The organism is Arthrobacter sp. Y3221157 (assembly GCF_059089865.1).
In genome coordinates, this window is sequence record NZ_JBNHFD010000037.1 from 14,768 (window position 1) to 33,525 (window position 18,758).

Consider the following 18,758-nt stretch of genomic DNA (forward strand, 5'->3'; position numbering starts at 1 on the left):
GCTTGAAATAGTAAGCATGCTTCGTGTTAGGGTGAAGTGGTCAGGTTGATCGACGAAACGAAAGGAGTCCATCATGGGCCTCGGAGACAAGATCGGTAATGCAGCAGAAGACATGGGCGGCAAGGCCAAGGAAGCTGCGGGCAACGCGACTGACAATGACCGCCTGAGGGCTGAAGGCCAGAAGGACCAGGTCAAGGCTGATGCCAAGAAGGTTGGCGAAAGCGTCAAGGACGAGTTCAAGCGCGACTAGTTCCTTGCTGGCGCAGCCGCAGCGAACGGCGTGCTGCAACAGCCAGAAACGGCGGCGGATCCCTTCCGGATCCGCCGCCGTTCTGCTTTCCCGGAGGTTGCCTGTCACCAGCCGCTGCGGGTGGGGGTGTGCCCCTGCCGGGAGTCCCCGGGCATGGTCATCTCAGCCCGCAGCCCCAGCAGCCGGATGGGGCGGTCCGGCTCGATCTTCGCCACCAGGTCCAGCGCTCTGCCCAGCACTTCCGCGGGATCGGATGTCTCCGGGATCTTCCGGGCATAAGTTTTGGTGATGAACGGGGCGTAGCGGACCTTCAGGGTCAGACCGACCACCGGCCGCCCCTCGCCCGCCACGTCCTCGAGGACGTGGCGGGCCAGTTCACGGACGGCGGCATCAACCTGCGCGGGCCCGGTCAGGTCCTGCTGGAAGGTGGTTTCCCGGCTGTGCCCCCGTGCCACCCAGGGCGTGTCGTCGACTTCCCGGGCGCCGTCGCCGCGGCCCAGCTGGGCGTACCAGGGTCCCATCTTCGGGCCGAACTCGGGGACCAGGTCATCAGGGTTGGATGCCGCCAGCTGGGCGACCGTTTCGATCCCGAGCTTGGCCAGGCGGCGCGAGACCTTGGTTCCCACACCCCATAAGTCGATGGTGGGCCGGCCGCCCATGACGTCAAGCCAGTTGCCCTCGGTGAGACGGAAGATCCCGGCGGGCTTGCCAAAAGCCGTGGCCACCTTGGCGCGGACCAGCGTGTCACCGATGCCCACGCTGCAGTGCAGCCGGGTCTCGGCCAGGACCTGCTGCTGCAGCTGCCGGGCGTAGTTGTCCGGGTCCTCCGTCCGCACGCCCACAAACGCTTCATCCCACCCCAGCACCTGGACAGTGGCGTCCGGCTGGGCACGCAGCACCGCCATGACTTTCCCGGACGCTTCAAGGTAGGCGTCCTGGTCCACGGGCAGGATGACGGCGTCGGGTACTTTCCGGGCGGCAATGCGCAGCGGCATTCCGGAGCCCACGCCGTACGCCCTTGCCTCGTAGGACGCCGTGGACACCACCGCCCGCTCAGTGGGATCACCTCGGCCGCCCACAATCAACGGCTTGCCCGCCAGCTCCGGCCGGCGGAGCACCTCCACGGCGGCGATGAACTGGTCGAGGTCAACATGCAGCACCCAGGGTTCTCCCACAAGCCACAGTCTGCCCCCGCCCGGCGCTCCGCACCACCATTTCCCGCACCCAGCCGGAAAACGCCGACGGCGGGCCCGCCCCCCAGGGGCGTCCCGCCGTCGTTTGTTGCTAAGGAATGTTTAGCTGTAGAGCGCGTTCTTGGGCTCGTTGTTCTTGACCTTCTGCCAGCCGAGCCAGAGGAGCACCGCGAAGAACGGGATGGTGGCCAGGGTCCACAGGCCCAGGTAGAACACCTCTCCGGTCTTGCTGGTCATGGTGTCGAAGCCGATCAGCACGGTGATGGCCAGCAGGCCGAGCAGGCCGGCCCAGCTTGTCCACGGCGATCCGGGCATCGGCAGGCTGGAGGTTACGCCCTTGCGGTGGCGGAGCACGATCTGGCTGGCGAAGATGGCGCCCCAGGTGAAGATCACGCCGATCGAGGCGGTGTTCAGGGCCAGGTCGAACGCGTGCGAGCCGCCCAGCCAGATGTTCAACAGGATGCCCACCAGGTAGAACGCCGCGATGGCCAGGATGGCTGCGTACGGGACGTGCCGCTTTGACATCCGGGTGAGCCACTGCGGGGCGTGGCCATTGTTGGCCATGGTGCGGAAGACGCGGCCGATCGAGTACAGGCCGGAGTTGCAGGAGGAAAGGGCTGCGGTGATGACGATCATGTTCATCACGTCACCTACCCAGGCCAGGCCCATCTGGCCGAAGACGGTGACGAACGGCGAGGTGCCGGCCACGTACTGGTCGGAGGGCAGCAGCATTGCCAGCAGGGTAACGGAACCGACGTAGAACACCACGATGCGGAATACGACGGCGCGGATTGCCTTGGGCACTTCGCGTTCCGGGTTCTGCATCTCGCCGGCGGTGATGCCCACGAGCTCAATGCCGTTGTAGGCGAAGATCACGGCGTTGAGGACCAGGACCATTACCAGTGCGCCCTTGGGGAACATTCCGCCTTCGGCAGCGAAGAGGTTTGCCACGGAGGCGTTGCCGTCGCCCACCTGGGCGTTGGTGACCACCATGAAGGTACCGACCACCAGGAAGATGAGGATGGCGCCCACCTTGAGGCAGGAGGCCCAGAACTCGAATTCGCCGAACGCCTTGACGCTGAGCAGGTTCACTGCCACCAGGAGCGCCAGTGCCGCAATGGCGGAGGCCTCCACTGGGACGTTGGGGAAGAAGAACTGGAAGTACAGGCCGATGGCGATGAGCTCGGCGATGCCGGTCATGCCCCAGTTGATGAAATACATCCAGCCGGACAGGAACGCGCCCTTCTTGCCGAACATCTCGCCGGCATAGCTGACGAACGAGCCTGAGGTCTGGCGGTACATGATGAGCTCACCCAGGGCCCGCATCAGCAGGTAGGCGATGACGCCGGCAATGGCGTACGAGAAGATCAGGGCCGGGCCGGTGGAGGCGAGGCGGCCACCTGCGCCCATGAACAGGCCGACGCCGATGGCGCCGCCCATGGCGATCATGGTGACGTGGCGCCTGCCCAGCGTCTTGCTGTAGCCCTCGGCGCTGAGGGAGGGATCGACGGCGGTGGATGGTGCCGTGCTGTTCTGGAGATCTGTGGGGGTACTTTGAGGCACAACTGTTCCTTGTGGGTTGGGGGTTGGCCGCATCCGGAATACGAAGTAATCTAGCTCACAAATTCGGCGTTCTGCACCTGCAGCCACCGTTTATAAGCCAAAACTCTTGTAATGCCGAAGCTTCGCGCGGCCTGTCCATCCTACAAGACACCAGGGGCGCTGCGTGACGTGGGCTACAGCGGCCCCCTCTCCGGGAGCAGATTCTGCTGCCGGTCCAGGCCCACCCGGAAGCTCTGCACCCGGGCCCGGGCAGACAGCCGAGACGGCGCGCACGGAACCGTCGAAACGGCGGGGGTAGCACGGTGGCACCGGTCGAACCACTGCCGGAGCGCCCGATTGTGACCATCACACGCCACCCGGTGCCGTCGAAACGGACGCGGGAATCACGCCGCCAGTGCGGCCGCCTTGCGTCGCCGGGCCTTTGCCAGCCGCGTCCCGATCAGGCCCTGCCGCGGGCTGAAGAGGTAGACGGCGCCGAACACCACGCCCTGGGTCAGCACCACCATGGCCCCGGACGCGGTGTCCAGGTAGTAGCTGATGTAGATGCCCGCCACGGAGCAGAGCGCGGAGATGGTGGGCGCAATGACCAGCATCCTGGAGAACCGGTCCGTCAACAGGTAGGCGGTGGCCCCGGGGATGATGAGCATGGCCACCACCAGCACCACGCCCACGGTCTGCAGCGCCACCACGGACGTCAGGGCGAGCAGCCCGAGCAGGAGCGCGCCGAGCCGGCGGGGCGAAAGCCCGATGGCATGCGCATGGGTGGGGTCGAAGGCGTAGAGGGTGAGGTCCCGGCGCTTGAGGATGAGGATGACGAAGGCCACCACGCCGAGCACCAGCACCTGGATCAGGTCCGGGACGCTGACGCCGAGGAGGTTGCCGAAGATGATGTGGTTGAGGTCGGTCTGGCTGGGCGTGACGGAGATCAGTACCAGGCCCAGCGCGAACAGCGAGGAGAACACGATCCCGATTGCGGCGTCTTCCTTCACCCGGCTGGTGTTGCGGACCACCCCGATCAGGGTGACCGCCACCAGCGCGAACACCAGCGCACCCAGCGCAAACGGGGCGCCCACGATGTAGGCAAGCACGACGCCGGGAAGCACCGCGTGCGAGACGGCGTCGCCCATGAGGGACCATCCGATCAGGACCAGCCAGCAGCTGAGCACGGCACAGACGACGGCGGCGAGCGCGGTGGTGATGATGGCCCGGACCATGAAGTCGTAGGACAGGGGTTCGAGGAGCAGTTCCATCAGGCGGTCCGCTCCTTCCGGGCATGCATGTCCTGGTCCGGCAGATCGCGGTTCAGCACGTCCAGGCCGAAGGCCATCGCCAGGTTCTCCGGCTGCAGCACCTGCTCCGGCGGCCCGTGCATGAGCACCCGGTGCATCAGCAGCACGGCCTCATCGCACAGTTGGGGCAGGGCGTGCAGGTCGTGGGTGGACACCAGGATGGTGCAGCCGTCGGAGGCGAGCTCGCGGAGCAGCCGGGTGATGGTGGCCTCGGAGCGCTTGTCCACGCCGGCAAAAGGTTCGTCCAGGAGCATGGTGGTGGCCCCCTGCGCGATCCCCCGCGCCACGAACGCGCGTTTCTTTTGGCCGCCGGACAGCTGGCCGATCTGGCGCCCGGCGTAGCCGCCCAGTTCCACCCGGTCCAGTGCCTCGTCGACGGCGGCGCGGTCGGCTTTGGACGCGCGGCGGGTGAAGCCCTGGTGCCCGTAGCGGCCCATCATCACCACGTCACGGACGGACAGCGGGAACTGCCAGTCCACCTCCTCGCTCTGCGGCACATATCCGATCCCGCCTTCCCTGCGGGCCCGGCCGGGTGACTTCCCGTTGATCCGGACCGTGCCGGCGTCGGGCTTGATCATGCCCATGATCACTTTGAACAGCGTGGACTTGCCGGAGCCGTTCATGCCCACCAGACCGCAGATCCGGGCGGGATCCAGGGTCAGGGAGGCGGCATCCAGCGCCAGGACCTCGCCGTAGTGGACGGTGACGTTGTCAACGAGGATGGCGGGGGTGCTCATGACCCGGCCCCGGTGAGGGCTTTGGTGATGACGTCGGCGTCGTGCCTGATGAGGTCCAGGTAGGTGGGCACGGGGCCGTCCGCTTCGGAGAGCGAGTCCACGTAGAGGGTGCCGCCGAACTTGGCGCCGGTGGCACCCACCACCTGCTGCATGGGGGCGTCCGAGACGGTTGACTCGCAGAACACTGCGGGAACGTTGTTGGCCTTGACGTACTCGATGGCCCGGGTGATCTGCTGCGGGGTGGCCTGCTGCTCGGCGTTCACGGCCCAGATGTAGAGCTCTTTCAGCCCGGCATCGCGGGCCAGGTAGGAGAATGCGCCCTCGCAGGTGACCAGGGCGCGCTGCGCCTCCGGCACTCCGGCCAGGCGGGTGGTCATCTGGTCCTGCACGGCCTGGAGCTCAGCCTTGTAGGCGTCCCCGTTGGTTTTGAAGGCCTCGGCGTTGTCCGGGTCCAGCTCCGAGAAGGCCTTCACCATGTTGTCCACGTAGGTTTGTACGTTCAGCGGCGACATCCAGGCGTGCGGGTTCGGCTTGCCCTGGTAGGCGTCCTCGCTGATGTTCATGGGTTCCACGCCCTCACTGACCACGGCGTGCGGCACGTCCAGCCCCTCCACGAACTGGGCGAACCACGCTTCCAGGTTCAGCCCGTTGTCCAGGATAAGGTCGGCTTTGGACGCTTTCCGGATGTCCCCAGGCGTCGGCTCGTAGCCGTGGATCTCGGCGCCCGCCTTGGTGATGGACTCCACCGTTAGCTTGTCCCCCGCAACGTTCCGGGCGACGTCCGCCAGCACAGTAAAGGTGGTCAGGACCACCTTCTTGCCGTCGTCGCCGTTGCCCGCGGCCCCGCCTCCGCAGGCCGTGAGCAGGAGGGAAAGCACGACGGCGGCAACGGCCGCGGCGCGGAGGCGCAGCCGCTGCGCTGCACTGGTCCGGGCGGCTACTTTGGCGCACCGAAACGTAAATTTAGGCATACCGAACATTTTACGCGAAGCAGGTTTCCGCGGGCAACGCACCCTGCCCTTCCCCGGGATAGGCTGAAACCATGGCAACCGCCCACCGCATCCCACCTGCTCCGCAGCCGCAGTTGTACCGGTTTACTCCCCTGGACTTCACCGCAGTAGGACTTTTCGTGGCGATCGCCGGATTCTTTGCATTCGGGGGTGGCCTTCTGGCCCCCTTCCTGAGCCAAGTTGCCCCCTCCCCGGCGGCCGTCTCCTACGCGGCAAACCTGTTGTGGTTTGGTTCGGTGGGGATCGTAGCGGTTGTGGCTGCCCGCCGGGTTGCAAGCAGGGACCTCCGGGTCCTTGCCACCCGGCCATGGTTCACCCTGCTAATGATTCCAGCGGCAGTGGTCGCCATGACGGTCTTCACTGCGCTGGTAGTGACTGTTGGTGGCGAAGTACAGACGTCAGCAAACCAAGCGGGTGTGCAGTCGCTGATCCAGCAGGTTCCTGCCTGGCTCATGGTTCCACTGTTGGTGCTGGTAGGGCCCTTTGTCGAGGAGTACATCTTCCGCCACCTGCTGATCGGCAAGCTCAGCCGCCGTGTCAACATCTGGATCTGCTGCGCGCTGTCCGTGTCCCTGTTCGCGGTCATGCACATGATGAGTCAGGGGACCATCACACTGGCGGTGCTGCTCCCATACCTGGCCATGGGCGCCACCTTGGTGTTCGTCTACGTCTGGACCGGGAAAAACCTGATGTTTTCCTATTTCGTCCATGCCGCCAAGAACCTGCTGGCCGTCGTCTTTCTCTACGCCATCCCCCCGGCGCTGTACGAACAGCTCCAGCAGGGCGTTCCGGCCTAGGCGCCGGTACGGACCGTCAGGACCGCGCTTCTGGCACCCTGGTGGGCAACCGGGTTCTGCATCAACTGGGCCTGATTACTACACTTGGACGGTGAGCAACCAGATCCCCGCCCCGGTGTCCGACGTCTTCGATCCCACCCGCTGGCGCGTGGTGTCCGGCTTTGAAGACTTCCAGGACATGACCTACCACCGCCAGGTGGAGCGGGATTCCGACGGCGGCTGGGTACGCGACCTGCCGACGGTCCGGATCGCCTTCAACCGGCCCGAAGTCCGCAACGCATTCCGGCCGGGCACCGTGGATGAGCTGTACCGCGCCATGGACCACGCGCGGATGACGCCGGACGTGGCCACCGTCCTGCTTACCGGCAATGGCCCCTCCCCAAAGGACGGCGGCCACTCGTTCTGCTCCGGCGGTGACCAGCGGATCCGCGGCCGGGACGGCTATAAATACGCCGACGGCGAGACCCACGAAACCATCGACCCCGCCAGGGCCGGCCGGCTCCACATCCTGGAAGTCCAGCGGCTGATGCGGACCATGCCCAAGGTGGTCATCGCCGTCGTCAACGGCTGGGCGGCAGGCGGCGGACACTCGCTGCACGTGGTGGCGGATCTGACCATCGCGTCCCGCCAGCACGGCAAGTTCAAGCAGACCGATGCCACCGTGGGAAGCTTCGACGCCGGTTACGGCTCGGCGCTCCTGGCCCGCCAGATCGGGCAGAAGGCCGCCCGGGAGATCTTCTTCCTGGCCCGCGAATATTCCGCTGAGGACATGGTCCGGATGGGCGCCGTGAACGAGGCCGTGGACCATGAACGCCTCGAGGAGGTGGCCCTGGAGTACGCGGCTGACATCGCCCGCCAGTCGCCGCAGGCCATCCGGATGCTGAAGTTCGCCTTCAACCTTGCCGACGACGGCCTGGCCGGCCAGCAGGTGTTCGCCGGTGAAGCCACCCGGCTGGCATACATGACGGACGAGGCGGTGGAGGGCAAGGAAGCCTTCCTGCAAAAACGCGACCCCGACTGGTCCTCCTTCCCGCACTACTTCTAAGGCAGGCGCGGCAATGAGCAGCGGTCCCCTCAACATCGAACCGGCCCTGAAGGCCCTTGCAGCCGCCCTCCATGGCGAGGGCCCCGCCGTCGAACTTTCCATCGCCGGGGACGGCTCCCTGGTGGTGGGCCACGTTGAAACGCCCGGTTGCGACGATGCGGTGGCCGTGGTCCGCACCTCCGGATCCACCGGAACGCCCAAGGCGACGGTCCTCACCGTGGAATCGCTCGCCGCGTCCTCCATGGCCACGGCGCTGGCGCTGAAGGGTGAAGGGCAGTGGCTGCTGGCCCTCCCGGTGCAGTACGTGGCAGGCATCCAGGTGCTGGTGCGTTCGCTGTTCGCCGGCACGCGCCCGTGGGTGATGGACATGTCCGGCGGGTTCACGCCGGAGGCATTCACAGCCGCGGCACTGGAGCTGACGGACAAGATCCGCTTTACCTCGCTGGTCCCCACCCAGCTGCAGCGGCTCCTTGATGACCCGTCACCTGAAACCCTGGCGGTGCTCCGCCGGTTCAACGCCGTCCTCCTGGGCGGGGGCCCGGCGCCTGAGTCCCTGCTGGACGCTGCCCGGGACGCCGGCGTACGCGTTGTCACCACCTACGGGTCCGCCGAATCCTCCGGCGGCTGCATCTACAACGGCTACCCCCTCGAAGGCGTCTCGGTCCGGGTGGACGGGGACGGCCGCATCCTGCTGGGCGGCGACACCATCGCCGCCGGCTACCTGGAGGCGCCGGACCAGGAGTCCGGCACCTTCTTCGAGGAGGACGGCGTGCGCTGGTACCGCACCAACGACCTCGGCAGCATTGACGACGACGGCCGGCTCACCGTGCTGGGCAGGATGGACGACGTGATCATCACCGGCGGCGTGAAAGTCTCCGCTCTGCACGTGCAGGAGGAACTGGAAAAGTCCGACGGCGTCACGGCCGCGTTCGTGGCCGGCGTCCCCTCCGCGGAGTGGGGCCAGGCCGTGGCCGCGTATGTTGCCCTCGCGGACGAACCCGCCGCACCGGGCGCACACGCCGTCGCGCTTGAACAGGAATGGCGCCGCAGGCTGGGGGTGCTGGCGCCCAAAACCGTGCTGGCCGCCTCCGCCCTGCTGATGCTGCCCAACGGCAAACCCGACCGGGTTGCCATGACCGCCGAACTCAGCGCCCTGCACCAGGGAAAGTAGAGTGGACCTGCACCAAAGCGGCGGGTGCGTGCTTTCCGCCCCGCCGGACTCCCGATTCAATACGAGGTACTAAACGTGGCCACAGCCGCACAATGGATCCAAGGCGCGCGACTGCGAACCCTGCCCGCCGCGATAGCGCCGGTACTCATCGGCTCCGCCGCCGCCTACGAGATGGATTCGTTCCTCCTGTTCAACGCCATCCTCGCTGCGCTGGTGGCCCTGCTGCTGCAGGTGGGCGTGAACTTCGCCAACGACTACTCCGACGGCATCCGCGGGACGGACGATGACCGGGTGGGCCCGCTGCGCCTGGTCGGCTCCGGCGTGGCCAAGCCGGAGCACGTGAAGCGTGCCGCGTTCGGCACCTTTGCTGCGGCGATGGTGTTCGGGCTGGTGCTGGTGGTCATTACCCAGAGCTGGTGGCTGATCCTGGTGGGCCTGGGCTGTGTCATGGCTGCCTGGGGCTACACGGGCGGCAAGAACCCCTACGGCTACATGGGCCTGGGCGACGTCTTCGTGTTCGTGTTCTTCGGCCTGGTGGCCACGCTCGGCACCACCTACACCCAGGCAGGGCAGATCAACCTGCCAGCAATCATCGGCGCCATCGGCACCGGGCTCATTGCCACCGCCCTGCTGATGGCCAACAACGTGCGGGACATCCCCACGGACATGCAGGTGGGCAAGAAGACCCTGGCCGTGCGGCTGGGCGACAAGCATGCCCGGGAAAGCTACGTGCTGATGCTGGCCGTGGCCATCCTGCTGGTGGTCATCCTGGCTCCGGGACGGCCGTGGATGCTGATTGTGCTACTGCTGATACCGGCCTGCCTGATGCCGTCCTGGCTGATGATCAACGGCCGCAAGCGCAAGAGCCTTATCCCGGTGCTGAAGCAGACCGGCCTCATCAACCTCGGGTACAGCCTGCTGTTCTCACTGGGCCTGGTGCTCAGCCACGGGTTCTAGGCCCTAGCTGCGCGGCTTGTGGTCCTTCGCGTCATTGCTGATGGCGATGTCCGGGTTAGCGTCCAGGAGCGCGTCCTCTGCGTTGGCGTCCTGGACCTCATTGGCCGAACGGAGCGGCTTGGCCTTGCCGGAGAACCGCCGGTGCAGGGCTGCGGCAGCCTCGTCCCGCTGCTTTTGGAAGAAGAGGTAGCTGATGGCGAAGGCGATCAGGGCGGCACAGATCACGGACATCAGGGCGCCCAGCTGCAGGAGCGTGAACAGCACGAACAGCGGTGCGAAGAGGGCAAGTCGGATCAGGGAATATTTCAAAAAGGCCACATTCAAGTTTAGCCGTCTCCTGCCCGGGCTCCCGCGGCCCTGCGGGCGATAGACTTGATGGCATGCTCCTCCGTGTGGCTTTGGCCGTGGCAGTCCTCGTCATCTTCGTGTATGGCCTCGTGGACGTGATCCGCACGGACGGCCGGCTCACGCGTGGAATTTCCAAACCCGCGTGGATCGTGGTGATGATCGTCCTTCCCGTCCTGGGCGCCATCCTCTGGCTGCTCATCGGGCGGCCGCGCGGGTCTGCCCCGCAGCAGCAGAACTACCGCCACCCCACCGCTCCGGACGACGACCCCGATTTCCTCCGCAACCTTGAACTCCGCCGCCGCAACGAGGCCGAAGCTGCCCGCCTGAAGAAGCTCAAGGACGAACTGGATGCCAAGGCGAAGGACGACGGCGGCAAGGACAAACACGAAACCGACGAACGCGATACCGACGGACGGAAGTAGGACCTATGGCTCACCAACCTGACGGAGAAGAACGTCTACGGACCAATACATCCGGGACCGACTATCCGGCAGAGGGGCAAGCCACTGCACCATCCGATTCGTCCGCCGGCCAGCCCCCGGCACCGCCTCCCACCCAGCACGCCCCGCCGCCGCGGCCGGGGCTGTCCTATTCCGCACCTGCCCCCATCGCCGTCATCCCGCCCGCCCCGGGCCCCATCAGCCATGGCCGCACCCTGTGGCTAGCCAGCTTCCTGGCGGGCCTGGCCGTCCTGGTGGGCTCCTTCCTCACCCGCGACGGGCACCTGGAACGGCTGCGCGGAGTGGTGGAGCAGATGGCGCCGGGCGGTGACGCAGAGGCAGTGACCACTGCCACCGGGATCGTTTTTTGGGGAAGCGGAGGAGCCTTGCTGCTGGCGATCCTCCTTGAGGCAGCGATGCTGGGCGTGGTGCTGGGCCGGCAGGGCTGGGCCAGGTGGGCCCTCATCCCGCTGCTCGCCGGCCACGCGCTGGTGATGATCGTGGCCATCGCATTCCTCGTCCCCGAGGGTGACGACGCCAGCTACGTCCTGCTGCTCTGGGGCGCCGAACTGCTCCTGGCCCTGGCCGGGCTGGTGTTGTTCTTCCTGCCCTCAGCGAACGCCTGGCTCAAGACGAGCCAGCCCGCCGGCTGACCGCCGGCCGTTCAGGCGGAGTGCCGAAGCGGCTGGCGCTGCCGGGTGGATGCTTCCGCCAGCACTCCCTCACAACTGCGGATAACAACCCTGCAGGCGTCCAGCGCGGCGCGGTCAGTCAGCGGGTTCTCGGCCACCGAGCGCCACCGGAGCAGGAACCGGCGGGCCTCGTCCGCCACGTCGTCAGGGCTTGCGTCCTCGCCCAACCCCAGCCGGACGTGCGGCGCAGCGCCCCAGCCCCCGATCAGGCCTTCTGCCTCCGCTGCCAGTTCCGGGCGGAGGGGCACGCCTGAAGTCCGCAGCGTGGCAAGCAGCCGCAGTTCCCGGAACTCGTGGGCATTGGCCTGCAACCGTTCCAGCGCGGCGGCCAGCTGCCCGGTATCCGGGCGGGGGGAGGTGCGCAGCAGGGATTCCACCCCCACCAGGGCGGTCCGGGCCTTCAATGCCTCGGCGCGCGCCTGGAACTGGCGGTGGAGCAGCTCCAGCAGCGGATCCAGGCCGCTGCGGCGGGCGAGTTCGTGAGCCAGCGGCGTGGGTTCGTCGAACCCGTTCCGGAGCAGGACGACGGCCAGCCGGATACCGAACAACCCATATCTGGACAACAGGGAAACCCGGGCCTCCGCCGTCAGGCCGTCCGGTCCGGCGGACCGGACGAACCGGTCGGCAGAGAGCAACATCTTTTCGCGGTCGGCACGCTCCAGGCCTGCCAACAGCTGCAGGGCGGCAAAGTCCTGCTGGCGCATGGTGCGGGCGCTCTGGGCAAGAAGGCCGGCCACGGGGACCACGCCCAGGGCCAGCTTCCGCAGGTTGTGGTCCCGCCGGTACCGCTCGGCGATTTCCCCGGCCGAGAGCAGCGAATCGATGCGCCCTGCGCCTACCTCGTCCGCGCGGGACAGGACCGCGAGCGCATTGACGGTGCCGGAGCGGCCTGCCTCGGTGTCCCGGAAGGATTCGAGGAACCGGAGGTCGGAAGCGTGCATGTGGCGCATCAGGTAAATGATCGCGTCCGCTTCCGACGGCGTGTCCCCGGGCGTCAGGAAGCTCGTGGACCGGGCAGACACGTCCTCGGAAAGGGAGGCGATGCCCGGCGTATCGATCAGGGTCATGGTCCGCAGCGTGGGCGACGGCCACTCCACGTCCAGCCGCTCCACGTCCTCCGCCTGCACTGCACCCAGGACGAACACCAGGCGGCCGTCCACCCGCTTGACCGGCAGGATGCGGGGTTCCCCGTCCCGGGGGTGGAGGGTGATGCGGGGGGTGTGCCCGTACCGGTACCACGTGACGATCCTGGTGCACTCGCCCGTGTCCGTGGGCGCGATTTCCTCGCCGATAATGGCATTCAGCAGAGTGGACTTGCCCGCCTTCACCATCCCGGCGATGGCTATCCGCAGGGGCTCGGCCAGCCTGCGGGCGTAATTGCGCAGCGCCCCGGCCGCCACCGGGTCATCGCCGTAGACTTTCAGGGCCTCCTGGACCAGGCCGGCGGCACCGTCAATGGTTGAACCGGTCATCCCGCGCCCACAGACGTGAGCTTCTGTGCGCCGGCCACCTCGGCAGCTACCGCCTCTGCCGCCCGGTGGAGGGCATCGACTTTCTTGAGCTCGGCCCTGATGTCCTTGATCCGGACGTCCTTCTCCAGTGCATAGGTGGTGGCAGCCTTCTGCGCTGCGCTCACGGAATCGGTCAAGGAGCGGTGGTGTTCTTCCGCGATCTCGGTGAAATGGTCGCGGATGGACCGCTGGACCAGCCGAAGCCGGTCCTTGAGCTGCTTGCCCACCTGGAACGTCACGTCGTCGATTTGCCGCCTGACCAGCGCCTTCGCTTCGCCCTGCCGTCGCTTGAGCCGCGCCTCCTTGTCCTCCCGGTACGCTTTGCGGCCCAGCAGCAGGCCGGCACCAACGGAGAGCGGATTGATCAGGGCCATGCCGAAGATGCCGGTCAAAAGGCCGAACATCAGCACTCCGCCATAGGAGCCGCGCATGCCGATCAGCACTTTTTGCATCGGGTTGATGCGGCCGTCGTCCATGTCCGGCATCGCGTCCACGGGATCCAGCGCGTCACCGGAATCGGACACTCGCATGACCGGCAGTGACACTTCCTCGGCGGCGAAGTGCTCGGCAACCTGGGCCGCCAGCCACTGCGCCCGCTCGCTGGTCCACACAAAGGTGTCCGAGATGGCGGCAGCGGCGCATTCCTCCAGCCACTTGGAAAACTCGTTCCAGGTTGGTCCGGGGTCCCCCTGGTCGATGGCAGTCTCAGCTTCCCGCTGGATGCGGCGCAGGCGGTCCCTTAGGTCGTATTCCATGTCCGCAATGAGGTCGCTGATCCCGTCGTTGAGGGTGATCTGCCACCGCGCCGAGCGTTTGCGGAGTTCGTCCGCCTCCGTCCTGGCCAGTTCCAGTTCAGCGATCATCCCGGGCGTGCCCTCGGGATTTTCGAGTGCTTCAAGCTCTGACTGCAGTGAAAGCCGAAGGTTTTCGGTAACGGAGAGCAGGTCTTGGCTGACGGAACGGCGCTGCAGGCGCTGGGCCTTTCCGACGATCTCATTCCGAAGGTGCGTAATCAGGACCGGAAAGCCGGATTCGCCGTTCAACTCGCCGTCCTGCAGGCGCGCAGCCTCCAGCCGCAGGTCTGAGGACACGGGGAACAATGGAATATCCGGAGCCACCCTGCCCAGGTGGGCACGATCCATCTCTTCCACCCGGCGCCAGTCCGGATAAAGATCCGTCTTGGACAGGACACCCACAACGCTGGGGGTGATCCGCATTGCCTGGCGGAGGAAACGCAGTTCAGGTTCGGTGTACTCCTGTGAAGCATCGGACACCAGCAGCATGGCATCAGCGGTGGGCAGCGCGGTCAGGGTGGTCAGGGTGTGGGAAGAGCCCATCCCGCCCACGCCCGGGGAGTCAATGACGGTAAGCCCGCCGGTCAGGATCTTCCGGGGCAGGCAGACCTCCGCGGCCACGAGCTTCTTACTGTTTCCCGGGTTGCCATGCTCGGAAACATACGCCGGGAGGTCGGCAAGCGGGATGGGCTGCCGTTCCACACTGGCCTCGTCGGCGCCGTCCTTGTCAGCTTTGGGAACCAGGATGGACGCCGATGCAGGGTCGCCGTAGCGGACCACGGTGGGCACCGACGTGGCAATATCATCATCCACGGGACACGCGGGGGCGTTGACCAGGGCATTGATAAGTTTGCTCTTTCCCTGCTTGAACTCGCCCACCACGATGACGCGGATGCTGGGGTCCTTGAGCCTGCCCAGGGTCTGGTCCAAGCGCTTCCGAAGGTCCGCCCGGTCACCGGTGCCGACCAGTCGAAGGCCGTGCTCCACCAGTTTGATGAGCTGCGCCGCCGTCGCCGGGGTAGGGGGTTTTGCCGGTCCTGCTTCTGCCACAGCGTGTCCTTTTCCTCGAGCCCCGATCTGGAATGTGGGATGGGTTGGGAAGAGCCCGGCAGGTGTTCTGGGTTCACCTGCCGGGCCGCTTCTGGTGTATCTGCTACAGCGTTGCCTCCTAGAGCGTTACGTCGTCCCCTGCCACATTCACGTCTTCGACCTTAATGTCCGTGTCGATCTCGGTGGTGTTGGTGGTCTCCTCCGAGTAGCTGAGTTCGTTGTCGGCGACAATGATGTTGTCCTCAAGGACGGTGGTGTGCGAGTTGTCCTGGAACGAGTCCTCGACGTCGACGTCAACATCGGTGGAGTTGTCCTGGAACGAATCCTCGATGTCGACCACGGTGGTGTTGGTCTCCGTGGTCGAGTTGTCGTTGAAGGAATCCTCGAAGTCAACGTCGATGTCGGTGTTTGTGGACTTGTCCTCGTTGAAGGACTCGTCGATCTCGACGCTCTCGTCGTTGAAGGAATCGTCAATGTCAACGTCAACCGAGTTGTCCGTGGAGTTGTCGGAATGGTCCGAGTTGTCGTTGAACGAGTCCTCAATGGAGTTGTCGGAGTTGTCCGAGTTGTCGTTGAACGAGTCGTCGATGTCGGCGTCCACGTCCACGTCGGTGTTGAAGGAGTCGTCAATGGTGGTGGTCGTGTTGCCGATGTTAGCGTCACGGCCGGCCCAAACGGAGTTGTCCGTGGAGTTGTCCGTAGAGTTGTCCGTGTTGTAGGAATCCTTCACGTAGGCGTCATCGCCGGCAGCAACGGCACGGTCGCCGGAGGCGATCACGGAATCGTTGTCGAACCACTGCTTGACGTCGCCGTCGGCCCAGATGTTCTGGTTGACCGACTGGTCAACGATGTTGTCGCGGTCATCAACCGTTGAGGTGTACGAGTAGTTGTTCACCACGTGGTGCAGCTGCTGGACAGCATGGGCGTGGTCGTCGCCACCGTGGTGGCCACCGCCACCATGTCCGCCGCCGTGGTGGCCGCCACCGCCGTGTCCGCCACCGCCGCCATGGTTGCCGCCACCGCCGTGGTTGCCGCCGTCGTTACCCCGAATCCAGGAGGTGTTGCCACCGGTGTTGTAGTCGCGGTCGAACCGGGAGTGGACCGTGATGGGTGCGTAGTCCAGGACAACCGGCATTGCGGCGTCAACATCCGCCGAGCAAACGTGGCCCAGGCCATGGTCTTCCAGGACCTTCTCCGGATCATCCAGGAAGTCCTGAGCGGCCTGGCGGTCGCCGAAGAGGTGCATCAGGAACTGTACGAGGTCGTTAGCGAGTGTCATTTGATGGTCCCCTGGTTTCTCTGAGTCGAATTCCGCCAAGCTTCCTTGCCGGGCTTGGATCAAACGTATGGTCCGGGTGCAGAACCGGGCATCGGGCCGATTCCCCCTTCCAGCAGTCCCACTGCTGGGGAACTGCCGCACCCCCTGTTAGGGGCATTAGGGGTTCACTCGAGAGGAGGATTCTCCGAGTTCAGGGCAACGCGCAGCCGGGCCAGCAGGTCCGACCGGTTCTCCGCTCCCAGGCGCCGGCGCATGCGGGCAATGTGGTGTTCGGCAGTTCGTGGCGAGATGTAGATGGCTTCGCCGATCTCCCGGTAGGTCTTGCCCTCAAGCACCAGCCGGGCCACTTCCTTTTCCCGCTCGCTAAGCCCCGTCCCGTCGGGATGCATGCCGTTGCCCGTCTCCGCAGGGGCGGTACCGGATTCGACCGAGCCGGAGCTTCCCCCGCCCGCGGAGCTGCCCTGCGGATGGAGGTCGCGGGCACAGGACAACAGACGCACCATCTCTTTGCGATCGTCCGCCTTCGCGGCAGCGTGGCCAGCCAGCCGGGCACCCTCCCAGGGCATTCCCACCCTGCCCAGGCTTCGTGCTGCCGCTTCAACCTCGGCGGGACTGAACCTGTTGGCCAGGACGGAAACCCATGCCTTGCCGGCGGTGGCGAGCACCGCCGCGAGATGGCTGTGGTTCGCCGCGCGGGCAAGGGCTGCGGCATGGGGTGCGAGGTCCGACGGGCTCTCGCTGAGCATGGCTGCCTGGACTGCCGCCCAGTGGAACGGTACCGCCCACAGAGGCGGATCACCGAGGCGGCCGAGCAGCCGGTTCGCCTCGTCGAAATAGTGCACAACCCGGCGGGTTTCCCGGAGCCGGGCTGCAGCGATCATCAGTTCGCCCCACGGCAGGAGGCTGTAAAGATCCACGGCGGTGTGCAGCATCGCCTCGCGGGCCCGTTCCCAGGCCTTGAGTAGTTCGGGAACGTCGCCGTTGCGGCGTGCGAGGCCAACCTCAAGTGCCGAGCACAGGAATTCGTCCCGCGGCACCAGCGGCCAGTGGTTCGTTTTGGAGGCCTCGTTGATGGCGAGCCGGGCATCCTCGAGTTTGTCCTGCATCATCTCCGACCAGGCCTGCAACAGGAAGAGCCGGGGCTTGGCCCCGTTGCCGCCCTGGCCCGCCGCAGCCGCGGAACGGCAGACGGTTTCGGCCAAATGCGGCTCCCCGCTGTGCATGGCCACCAGTGCGGCCAGCGCGGCGGGTGTCTCCGGCATGGGAAGCGCCGTGCCCGCGGCATTGAGCATGTCCGAGGCGTGGATCAGGAGGGGAAGGCCCTGGTGCGGATCAGCCGCAAGGGACTCCAGGAGGCCCTTGCCGGTTTGGGCGAGCGTGGTGGCCAGGAGCGTGGGCGAGGCCGGCGGCGCATCCGCGCGGAACAACGCCTCGGCGCCGGCACGGTTGCCGCAGCCAAGCAGGGCGATAGCGGCGAGGGGCGCCGATTGCCCCACCCGCGAGGCCCCCAGCCAGCTGTAAATGTCGGCGCCGCGTGCCAGCATCCCGCGCTGGGCCCAGACGGCGGCGGCGACATCGGCACCGCGGCGCACGTCCGGCGGGTCCTCCTCAACCAGGAGAGTGTCGATAATGCGCGTGGCGGTGTCCAGGTCACCGTCGCCCGCCGCGGCCTGGGCACGCCGCGCGGCGGTGGCAATCTCATCGGCACCGGCCAGCAGTGCTTCACCGTACAGCTGGTAGGCCAGCCCTGGATCGTGGTTCAAGGCCTTGTTGGCGGCGTGCTCCAGCTCCAGGGCCACCCGTGGATCGGCAAGGCCGCCACGGGCCAATTCCCGTGCAACATCACCCAGCGGCTGGCCGGCAGCGGCGTAGGCGGACACCAGTTCGCGCTGGAGCGCATGGACTTTCGCGGTGGGAGCAACGGTCAGCAACGCATGCTGTGCCGGTCCCACAACCGTGCCATCGGTGGTCAGCAGGCCTGCGGACTCTGCGCGTTGCACCAGGACATCCAGGCTGTCCACCTCGCCGCCGTCGATCCTGCGCTGCAGGCCGGCCGGCAGCGGTCCCGGAAGAGTAAAGCCAACGGACAACGCCAGCAGCAGCTCCCGTACGGCCGCGTTCTCGCCCTTGAGCTGCCTGGCCATATGTTCCGCGGCGGGGGCGGGCTGTCCCTGGTGGTTCGGCTCCGCAGAAAGGTAGGCCGGTTCCTCAACTCCGCTGTGATCGCCCAACATGCTAAGCCCCCGGTTCCGTCGGAGCGGCAGTTTCCACTGCCGGCGCTTCTGTTGTGGTCTGTACCGGTTCATCCGTAACCGGTGCCGGCTCCTGCGTCACTGGAGGCGGCTCTTCAGTTGCGGGCGTGGACGGTTCCTCAGTCGCATGCGTGGGTTTAACCGTCACCGCAGGCTCTGGTTCTTCCGTTACCGGCGGGGGCGTGGATGCTCCTGAATCGGACGGCACCGGGTTACTGGTGGCCGGCGCGGCCGGCACTGTTGTGCCCGGCGCCGCCGGCTCGGTGGTCCCGGACCCCGTCGGCGTGCCGGTGGGCTCGGTGGTGCCGCCCGGCGTCGTGCTTCCGGTTCCGGAGCCCGTGCCTGCGGCGGCGGCACTAGCGCCGGCCTCGGAACCCGTG

General features: G+C 66.5%; 18 protein-coding genes. 8 read left to right on the plus strand and 10 right to left on the minus strand.

Annotation, left to right across the window (positions count from 1 at the left end; genetic code table 11):
* Positions 1-73: 73 nt before the first annotated feature.
* The gene (locus AC5RTT_RS11275; RefSeq protein WP_009356651.1) at positions 74-250 is read left to right on the plus strand and encodes a CsbD family protein; all 177 of its coding nucleotides are present in this window, start codon (positions 74-76) and stop codon (positions 248-250) included.
* Positions 251-354: 104 nt separating this feature from the next.
* Here the strand turns inward: AC5RTT_RS11275 and AC5RTT_RS11280 are convergent, their stop codons facing one another.
* From AC5RTT_RS11280 to AC5RTT_RS11300, 5 genes are all read right to left on the minus strand, one after another.
* Entirely contained in the window at positions 355-1,425 is a 1,071-nt protein-coding gene (locus AC5RTT_RS11280; RefSeq protein WP_494145257.1) for a DNA polymerase IV, read from the minus strand.
* A gap of 120 nt (positions 1,426-1,545) precedes the next feature.
* The gene (locus AC5RTT_RS11285; RefSeq protein ID WP_494145258.1) at positions 1,546-3,006 is read right to left on the minus strand and encodes an amino acid permease; all 1,461 of its coding nucleotides are present in this window, start codon (positions 3,004-3,006) and stop codon (positions 1,546-1,548) included.
* Positions 3,007-3,389: 383 nt separating this feature from the next.
* Positions 3,390-4,256: a metal ABC transporter permease gene (locus tag AC5RTT_RS11290; protein ID WP_494145259.1), complete on the minus strand. Its 867-nt coding sequence runs from the start codon at positions 4,254-4,256 to the stop codon at positions 3,390-3,392.
* Positions 4,256-5,032 carry a metal ABC transporter ATP-binding protein gene (locus AC5RTT_RS11295; RefSeq protein WP_494124524.1) on the minus strand — a complete coding sequence of 259 codons (777 nt, stop codon included), beginning with the start codon at positions 5,030-5,032 and terminating at the stop codon, positions 4,256-4,258. The genes AC5RTT_RS11290 and AC5RTT_RS11295 overlap by 1 nt, the downstream gene beginning before the upstream one ends.
* A complete protein-coding gene (locus AC5RTT_RS11300; protein WP_494145260.1) occupies positions 5,029-6,003 on the minus strand; it encodes a metal ABC transporter substrate-binding protein in 975 nt (324 codons plus the stop codon). The genes AC5RTT_RS11295 and AC5RTT_RS11300 overlap by 4 nt, the downstream gene beginning before the upstream one ends.
* Positions 6,004-6,074: 71 nt before the next feature.
* Between AC5RTT_RS11300 and AC5RTT_RS11305 the strand changes: the two genes are divergently transcribed.
* From AC5RTT_RS11305 to AC5RTT_RS11320, 4 genes are all read left to right on the plus strand, one after another.
* Positions 6,075-6,839 carry a CPBP family intramembrane glutamic endopeptidase gene (locus tag AC5RTT_RS11305; protein ID WP_494145261.1) on the plus strand — a complete coding sequence of 255 codons (765 nt, stop codon included), beginning with the start codon at positions 6,075-6,077 and terminating at the stop codon, positions 6,837-6,839.
* 91 nt (positions 6,840-6,930) lie between these two features.
* Positions 6,931-7,884 (plus strand): 1,4-dihydroxy-2-naphthoyl-CoA synthase, encoded by a 954-nt coding sequence (locus AC5RTT_RS11310; protein ID WP_494051647.1) that lies wholly within the window; start codon positions 6,931-6,933, stop codon positions 7,882-7,884.
* Between the two features lie 13 nt (positions 7,885-7,897).
* Positions 7,898-9,055: an AMP-binding protein gene (locus tag AC5RTT_RS11315; protein ID WP_494145262.1), complete on the plus strand. Its 1,158-nt coding sequence runs from the start codon at positions 7,898-7,900 to the stop codon at positions 9,053-9,055.
* Between the two features lie 75 nt (positions 9,056-9,130).
* Positions 9,131-10,012 (plus strand): 1,4-dihydroxy-2-naphthoate polyprenyltransferase, encoded by an 882-nt coding sequence (locus tag AC5RTT_RS11320; protein ID WP_494145263.1) that lies wholly within the window; start codon positions 9,131-9,133, stop codon positions 10,010-10,012.
* 3 nt (positions 10,013-10,015) lie between these two features.
* On the opposite strand, the gene AC5RTT_RS11325 is transcribed toward AC5RTT_RS11320, so the two are convergent.
* Positions 10,016-10,330 carry a DUF4229 domain-containing protein gene (locus AC5RTT_RS11325; protein ID WP_494145264.1) on the minus strand — a complete coding sequence of 105 codons (315 nt, stop codon included), beginning with the start codon at positions 10,328-10,330 and terminating at the stop codon, positions 10,016-10,018.
* Between the two features lie 62 nt (positions 10,331-10,392).
* Between AC5RTT_RS11325 and AC5RTT_RS11330 the strand changes: the two genes are divergently transcribed.
* Both AC5RTT_RS11330 and AC5RTT_RS11335 read left to right on the plus strand, forming a co-directional pair.
* Positions 10,393-10,782: a PLD nuclease N-terminal domain-containing protein gene (locus tag AC5RTT_RS11330; protein WP_494145265.1), complete on the plus strand. Its 390-nt coding sequence runs from the start codon at positions 10,393-10,395 to the stop codon at positions 10,780-10,782.
* 5 nt (positions 10,783-10,787) lie between these two features.
* Positions 10,788-11,453, plus strand: a complete 666-nt coding sequence (locus tag AC5RTT_RS11335) for a hypothetical protein (protein WP_494145266.1) — start codon at positions 10,788-10,790, stop codon at positions 11,451-11,453.
* Between the two features lie 11 nt (positions 11,454-11,464).
* Here AC5RTT_RS11335 and AC5RTT_RS11340 read toward each other — a convergent pair whose 3' ends face one another.
* The 4 genes from AC5RTT_RS11340 to AC5RTT_RS11355 all read right to left on the minus strand — a co-directional run bounded on the left by AC5RTT_RS11340 (position 11,465) and on the right by AC5RTT_RS11355 (position 18,360).
* Positions 11,465-12,964, minus strand: a complete 1,500-nt coding sequence (locus AC5RTT_RS11340) for a dynamin family protein (protein WP_494145267.1) — start codon at positions 12,962-12,964, stop codon at positions 11,465-11,467.
* A complete protein-coding gene (locus AC5RTT_RS11345; protein ID WP_494145268.1) occupies positions 12,961-14,847 on the minus strand; it encodes a dynamin family protein in 1,887 nt (628 codons plus the stop codon). Before AC5RTT_RS11345 ends, AC5RTT_RS11340 begins: the two co-directional genes overlap by 4 nt.
* A gap of 118 nt (positions 14,848-14,965) precedes the next feature.
* Positions 14,966-16,126 (minus strand): IniB N-terminal domain-containing protein, encoded by a 1,161-nt coding sequence (locus AC5RTT_RS11350; protein WP_494145269.1) that lies wholly within the window; start codon positions 16,124-16,126, stop codon positions 14,966-14,968.
* Between the two features lie 164 nt (positions 16,127-16,290).
* Positions 16,291-18,360, minus strand: coding sequence for a LuxR C-terminal-related transcriptional regulator (locus AC5RTT_RS11355; protein WP_494145270.1), 2,070 nt, complete (start codon positions 18,358-18,360; stop codon positions 16,291-16,293).
* A 200-nt stretch (positions 18,361-18,560) separates the two neighbouring features.
* Here AC5RTT_RS11355 and AC5RTT_RS11360 point away from each other — a divergent pair.
* The coding region (locus AC5RTT_RS11360; protein ID WP_494145271.1) for a hypothetical protein at positions 18,561-18,758 on the plus strand (198 nt) is incomplete at its 3' end.

What these genes read in the sequence shown, in the direction of transcription:
- AC5RTT_RS11355 (WP_494145270.1), bottom strand. Translation starts at nt 18,360, where the DNA reads ATGTTGGGCGATCACAGCGGAGTTGAGGAACCGGCCTACCTTTCTGCG.
- AC5RTT_RS11305 (WP_494145261.1), top strand. Translation starts at nt 6,075, where the DNA reads ATGGCAACCGCCCACCGCATCCCACCTGCTCCGCAGCCGCAGTTGTAC.
- AC5RTT_RS11330 (WP_494145265.1), top strand. Translation starts at nt 10,393, where the DNA reads ATGCTCCTCCGTGTGGCTTTGGCCGTGGCAGTCCTCGTCATCTTCGTG.
- AC5RTT_RS11290 (WP_494145259.1), bottom strand. Translation starts at nt 4,256, where the DNA reads ATGGAACTGCTCCTCGAACCCCTGTCCTACGACTTCATGGTCCGGGCC.
- AC5RTT_RS11295 (WP_494124524.1), bottom strand. Translation starts at nt 5,032, where the DNA reads ATGAGCACCCCCGCCATCCTCGTTGACAACGTCACCGTCCACTACGGC.
- AC5RTT_RS11300 (WP_494145260.1), bottom strand. Translation starts at nt 6,003, where the DNA reads ATGCCTAAATTTACGTTTCGGTGCGCCAAAGTAGCCGCCCGGACCAGT.
- AC5RTT_RS11315 (WP_494145262.1), top strand. Translation starts at nt 7,898, where the DNA reads ATGAGCAGCGGTCCCCTCAACATCGAACCGGCCCTGAAGGCCCTTGCA.
- AC5RTT_RS11350 (WP_494145269.1), bottom strand. Translation starts at nt 16,126, where the DNA reads ATGACACTCGCTAACGACCTCGTACAGTTCCTGATGCACCTCTTCGGC.
- AC5RTT_RS11340 (WP_494145267.1), bottom strand. Translation starts at nt 12,964, where the DNA reads ATGACCGGTTCAACCATTGACGGTGCCGCCGGCCTGGTCCAGGAGGCC.
- AC5RTT_RS11335 (WP_494145266.1), top strand. Translation starts at nt 10,788, where the DNA reads ATGGCTCACCAACCTGACGGAGAAGAACGTCTACGGACCAATACATCC.
- AC5RTT_RS11275 (WP_009356651.1), top strand. Translation starts at nt 74, where the DNA reads ATGGGCCTCGGAGACAAGATCGGTAATGCAGCAGAAGACATGGGCGGC.